Consider the following 6,082-nt stretch of genomic DNA (forward strand, 5'->3'; position numbering starts at 1 on the left):
TATGGCTCGATTCATGACGAGATTCCGCAGCTAGTTCGAGTTCTCCAGAATCGCGTATTGGGCGGATGCCCGCTGGTGAACGTCGATGAGCTGGTTGGAACTGACTTCCGAAACGTACTCGTTGTATCGCAGATAACAGCGAAATCTGAATCTTCCGTAATCATCGCCCCGGTACTCGTAGCATCGAATCCAAGGGAGATTCTTGGGTGAGCCGACCAGTCGGTCGAGCTTCTCCGGCGCGGAGTGCGCAACGAGCAACTTCTGCGCAGAGGCGGCGTCTTTCGCGCGGTACAGCCGACTCCCGTTGCTGGCCATCCATTCCATCCCGGTAGCAGAGAACAATTCTGCATCGGCGCCGGGATCCGATGACATATGGAGGGCGGCGTGCCGGTCGTAAAATCCTGGGGCGTCCTTGGCGCTGTCGGTGGGGGAGCGTCGCAGTGTTCTGCCGAGTATGTTGTCGCGGTCGACCGGCGCTGTCGCGAGTTGCTCGGGGGACGTCGGCGTGAAGCGGTTTATCGCGGGCGTGATGACCGACAGACTTTTGGTGGTCAGCTCGGTCAATTCCGCGCGCGAATCTTCATGCAATTTCTGTTTTGCGCCGTCCGAAACGCTCAAATAGATCACGAATCGGCCGTGTGCGGTGTATGAATGCAGATATTCTTCACCGGGAACCCAGTATGAACGCATGTCGGGATGTCCGTCGATTGTCACGGGCTGAAAATCCATTTCCGGCGATCCATGGATGTGATCCGAAAGCGTACGATCGTACAAAGACTTTGCGGCGCCTGTTGCGGAATCCTGGTCAGTGAACAGGAGTACTGAATATGAAATTGTCTGGGCTATGCCGAGGTCCTTCTCGGACCTACCCCATGTGTAGTAGCCCGCGATGAAGCCTTTCGCGTCGTCATCCAAGTTGTCGGAGTCGATGCCGGCGATCGACGGGTCCAGCCACGCGTGGACGTCGGCATCGGTGATGCCGGTCTGGTACTTGAAACGCGGGTCGATTTCCATAGCGAGGGGAGCGACGCTACCGAGTCTCTGGCCCTCCATAATTCTGGCCCGTGCAGGGTTCGGGCTTCCAACCTTCCCCGGTGACGTGGTGAAACTACCGACGTCGAGGTCGTTGACACCGACGTGTGGAGACGGATCTGTCCGGTCGGGCTTTTCCTGACCGGAGCCGCATGCAGCGCTGAATGCAACGATGACCGCCAGCAGCGTGGCTGTCGACATATTCGGTTTTCGCAATATCCCTCCCCGTACGTTCCTGCATCGCTGCGAATGAAATCGCAGCCTGCGGCACCCTCCTACCGCACGCGGTCATGCAATAGTGGTGCCAGTTTGGTGAGCATGGTCTGCTCGGAATTCGTTCCCCAATTTCGAATCGCCGCAACGGTCGAAGCATCATCGAGTGGAACAACGGTGGCGCGAGAGCTGGTCAACTGGAAGGGCAGCCCCAGTAGTCCACCGCCTCCGGCGCTCTTGTCACTGCGTACCGCGAGAACGTAGCTGTCGTCGGAGAATTTGAATGCGTCGTAGTCCGTGTCCGAAATCGGCCGCGGTGACGGCTCATCCCCCTTCTTCGAATAATTGAGGTTGTACACGAACCCCAGGTCTTCGAGAAATTTCGCCTGCGGCGTGCCGTCCAGGTAGATGGCGAGTTTGTCGTCGTTGGTGACATCGACGATCGTGATGGTTTTGCCCGCGAACGTCGGATTGGCTTCGCGCGCTTGCGCAACCGACGTGTACGACGATGCGGGGGTCGTCGTCGCGGCCGCCGATGCCGACGTCGTCGTCGGACCCGTCCCGCCCGAATTGCCCTGTGTCGCCCAGACTCCGATGCCGACGGCCAAGGCCACGGCGACCAGTGCGCCGACTCCGCCGAGGATCAGGGGTTTCCGGCTCTTGGGTTTCGGTTCGAGGAGGCGGGAGAGGTCGGGGTCGGGGCGGGGGCCGGTCTGGGTCCGGATTCCGGATTGGGTCTGGTGGGGGAGTGGGGTGCGGGGGTCGGTCTGCGGGCGCGGGTCGAAGACCTGGATGGGGTAGGTCGGGGAGGTGGTGGTGCGGACCGGGGTGTGGCCGGGGGTGAGGGCATTCGCGGCGGCGTCGGTGAGTTCGCGGCAGCTGGCGAAGCGGTCGGCGGGATTTTTCGCCAGGGCACGCGCGAAGACGTGGTCGATCGCGGGTGGGAGGCCGGAGTTGACGGCGGTGGCGCGGGGCGGGGGCTCGTAGAGATGCCCCATCATGACCATCGCGGGTTGGCTTGCGGGGTACGGGTTCTGGCCGGTGATCAGCTTGTAGAACGCGCAGCCCAGGCTGTAGATGTCGGCGCGGCTGTCGACCGCCATGCCCTGAAGTTGTTCCGGCGGAGCGTAGGCGATCGTCGCGACGAAGCTGCCGGTCTGGGTGAGTTCGGTCGCGTCGTCGGTGGATTTGGCGACGCCGAAATCGGTGAGCAGGACACGTTCCTCGTCGTCGTCCTCGGGAACCGACAGCAGGAAGTTCGCGGGTTTGACGTCGCGGTGCAGGAGCCCGCGGCGGTGCGCGTAGTCCAGGCCCTTGCCGACCTCGGTAACAATGCGCAGCGCGCGCAGCGGAGTCATCGAATGCGGGTCGCGGGCCAGTTCGGCCGAGGCGTCGGTGCCGTCGACGTACTGCATGGCGATCCACAACTGGCCGTGCTCTTCACCGCGGTTGTAGACCGACACGATATTCGGATGGTCCAGACCGGCAGCGAGATTGGCCTCGCGTTCGAATCGGCCCCGGAATTCGTGGTTGGACGACAGTTCGCCGCTGAGCACCTTGATGGCGTCCATGCGCGGAAGGCTGGGATGCTTGGCGAGATACACCGTGCCCATCCCGCCGGCGCCCAGCTGGCGAACGATCCGATACCCACCGACGATGGTGCCGGGACTCATCACCATCTGTAACAAACTCCTGGTAGTTCGGCGGGCCGCGTATCGTCGCGGAGCTTACTGGACTTCGAGGTGGGCGGTCGAGTCACGGCTGCCACTGGCTGTTGGCGAACAGGGCGTACTGCGCGGCCGCGCGTTGATGGACATCGACCAGCTGATTCGAGGTCACATAGCCGACGTAATTGCGGTAGGCGACGATGCAGGTGTACCGCTTGGACCCGCCGTCGGCGTTCTTCGTACCGTTCTCTACGCATGCCGAATCCGTCAGCCCGGGAACCGGATCGACGGCGGGGCCGCCGCCCTGGAAGGTGATGCGATCGGTGACAGCCTTTTTCGCCGATGCGGCATCGGCGGCGCGCAATACCAGAGCGTCGGAGGTCTTGGCGAATTCGTCGGCCTTCAGGGCGGCGACGCTTTGCGCGGCGGCTTTGCGATCGGACATGTAGTGCAGAATTCCGTGCGGGCCGAATATGCCGTTGTCGTCGCCGTATTGCGGACGTCCGGACTGGCCGGTGTTGAGCGCCCGGCTGAGCAGGTAGTCCGGATCCCATGGAAGTTTGACCGTGTCCTCGTCAGAGATCGGCTGCAGCCGGTCCAACAGGGGCAATTCGACGTCCAGGGCCTTCTCGGTGAGGGAGGTGAGGCTGTTCAGGTTCGGTGTCGGCGTGAGGGCCAGTACCGACACCACATAGGAGCCGTGCGCGAGGAAGGAGCGGATCGATGGTGTTCCGGGGAGCCAATGTGCGTGCGCATCGGGATATTTCGCGAGCGGCACCGACTGGTTCTGGTCTTTGTGGGCGTTGAAATCGGCGTTGTAGAAATCGGTGGCGGCCCGGGTGGCGCTTGCGGCGTCGTTGAACTGCATGACCGACAGTGCGAGCACGGTGGAGTAGGGCTTCTCGGGTTTCGGCCAGCCGGAGAAACCCCAGCCCGCGTCCTTGTCGCTGGCCGCGGTCGAGAATCCGTACACCATGTGGTCGCGTTTGGCGACAGCCTCCATATCGTCCTCGTTGCCGAGCGCATCGGGCAGGACGCCGGCGGAGAAGCTGCCCGCCTTCTCGCGCTTCGTCAGTGCCGGGTCGACCTGATCCGCGGTCACCACGTACTCGGCGAGGCGCATGCCCGCGGCCTCGGGTGCGTTGACGAAGCCCGGCCGGAAGTCCACGTGGATATCGAGCGGCCGCACGTCGTAGTTGCCGACATCGAGCTTCCGCACGTCTATTTCCGAAGGGCCGGCCCAGCCGCCGATCGTCGCGCCGCATCCGGTCGCCGCCAGGAGCCCGCCGAGGCAGGCCGCGACGGCCGCCGCCCGAACGAATCGTGTACTCATTTCGGCTCCGCCTTCACCAGAATGGCGTACTGGGCCGAAATGCGTTGCTGCGCATCCAGCAACTGCTCCCCCCAGGCCAGCGAGGCATATCTGCCGTAGTACACCGAGCAGTAGAAGCGGACGGCCAACGCCTCCTTGCCGTTGTATTCCCGGCATTTCGCGACCGGAAGATTCCGTGGGGGCGCCGCCTGCTTGAAATGTTTTTCCGCTCCACCCAATTCGTCGCGGACATCCGCGGCGGCCGCGGCATCGCGGGCTCGGTACAGCTCGTTGCCGTAATCGGCGAAGCGGTCGACGCCGTCGCGGTCGTACCAGACCCGGGACTCCCCCGGATCGCTACTGAAATGCAGCCCCGCATGTCCGAGGTAGACCCCTGGCGGGTTGAGCCATTCGCCGGTGGCCTCCTTCGGCCGGATCATGGTCCTGCCGAGCATCCCGTCGATGTCGATCGGGTGGTCCATCAGCTTGTCCGGGGGTGTCGGCTGAAATTGCGCCAGCGCGGGCACGACGGTGTCGAGACTTTTCTGCGCGCGCGAGACGAGCGCCGGGAGATCGACCTTGTTGAACCAGTTCTTGGCCTGGTCGTAGACCGCGGTGAAGAGAACCAGCCGACCCGCCGGATACCAGTCGCTGATCGCTTGTTTGGTCGGCACCCAATGTGCATGCGCCAGCGGGTAATTGGGGATGGCGACCGCTTGGGTCTGCGGATCGCGGCCGAAATCGCGCCGCTCCAGCGCCGCGGCGACCTCGGTCGCGCGCTGCTCGGTCGGGAAGATCATGGCCGCGTTGACCAGCTCACTTCCCAGATTGTCCGGGTCGTCGCGGCCGTAGGAGACGAAGCCGCCGATGAGGTCCGGGGCGTCTTCGGCGAAATTGCTCAGGTCGGTGAAATCCTTCATCACCGACGTCTTCGGATCGAGGAAGACCAGGGTGTCGAGTTTGCCGGTATGGGTGAAGGCCGGGTCGATATCCATCGGCAGCGGCATCGTGCTGCCGAGTCGTTCCGCCTCGTAGAACGCGGCCTGACCGGGATTGGTGGGTTTGCCCATATCTCGCGGCGTGGCGTCGTACGGCCCCACGTCGAGACCGTTGAGATCGATCGTCGGCTCGGCGGCCGGAGCGGGAGTCGGATCAGAGCCGCATCCCGCCGCGGCCAGCGCCAGCGCGGCGACGGCAGCGGCCAGCACGCGCACGGAATTTCGCATAGTCCCCTCCCACAGGCTCCGCGCCGGTGAACACAGGTGCCTGTTCGGCCGACGCTGCGAAGAAGATAGCACCCGTCTCCGACGGGGTGCCTTTCACCGGCGGCGGCACCCGGCATGCGGGTGTCGGTCCGAGCCGGGTGTCACGCCCCCGGGCGCAGATCGCCGACGAACTTCTCGCATACCGCGGCGATGGGCTGCCAGTCGCCGGTGGGGTATTGGCAACCGACGCTGACCTGAAGGCCGGATTCCACCAGAACCTGCCAGCGCACCGTGGTGCCGTCACCGGGAGTTTCCTCGTACGACAGCCCCGGGCGCCCGCCGAAGATCACATTGCGCTGCAGCGGCCCGACGGTGCCGGCCGGGCGCTTGGCGATCTGGGTTTCGAGTGTGGCGGCGACGTCCTCCACGCCGGACCCCGGGGCGAGGTCCTTCTGAAACAGCGAAATGCGTTCGCGCGCACCGTCGTTCGGGGAAATGTCGACTCGGGCGCCGGAGCGATTGGTGATATGCCAGCCCGCCGGGATCACCGCGCCGACCCGTCCGAAGGTTTCGGCAGGTTGTGCGGGCGCCGCGGACGGCGACGCTACGGCGGAGGGGCGCGCCGCGGTGGCTCGGGCCGTCGGCGACTCGCC

General features: G+C 64.4%; 5 protein-coding genes. All 5 read right to left on the bottom strand.

Features of this window, described 5'->3' with window-relative positions; all coding sequences use genetic code 11:
• Positions 1-30: 30 nt before the first annotated feature.
• Complete coding sequence (locus RJ03_RS04505; protein ID WP_157163332.1) at positions 31-1,233, bottom strand: DUF7373 family lipoprotein; 1,203 nt, start codon at positions 1,231-1,233, stop codon at positions 31-33.
• A gap of 74 nt (positions 1,234-1,307) precedes the next feature.
• On the bottom strand, positions 1,308-2,924 hold the full coding sequence (locus tag RJ03_RS04510) for a serine/threonine-protein kinase (protein WP_036498261.1): 1,617 nt from the start codon (positions 2,922-2,924) through the stop codon (positions 1,308-1,310).
• Between the two features lie 76 nt (positions 2,925-3,000).
• Positions 3,001-4,245, bottom strand: a complete 1,245-nt coding sequence (locus RJ03_RS04515) for a DUF7373 family lipoprotein (RefSeq protein WP_036498262.1) — start codon at positions 4,243-4,245, stop codon at positions 3,001-3,003.
• Entirely contained in the window at positions 4,242-5,450 is a 1,209-nt protein-coding gene (locus tag RJ03_RS04520; protein ID WP_036498263.1) for a DUF7373 family lipoprotein, read from the bottom strand. The genes RJ03_RS04515 and RJ03_RS04520 overlap by 4 nt, the downstream gene beginning before the upstream one ends.
• A gap of 140 nt (positions 5,451-5,590) precedes the next feature.
• Positions 5,591-6,082 (bottom strand): type VII secretion-associated protein (locus RJ03_RS04525; protein WP_157163333.1); only part of this gene is annotated, 492 nt, incomplete at its 5' end.

This window comes from Nocardia aobensis NBRC 100429 (genome assembly GCF_000308375.1).
Lineage (GTDB): Bacteria > Actinomycetota > Actinomycetes > Mycobacteriales > Mycobacteriaceae > Nocardia > Nocardia aobensis.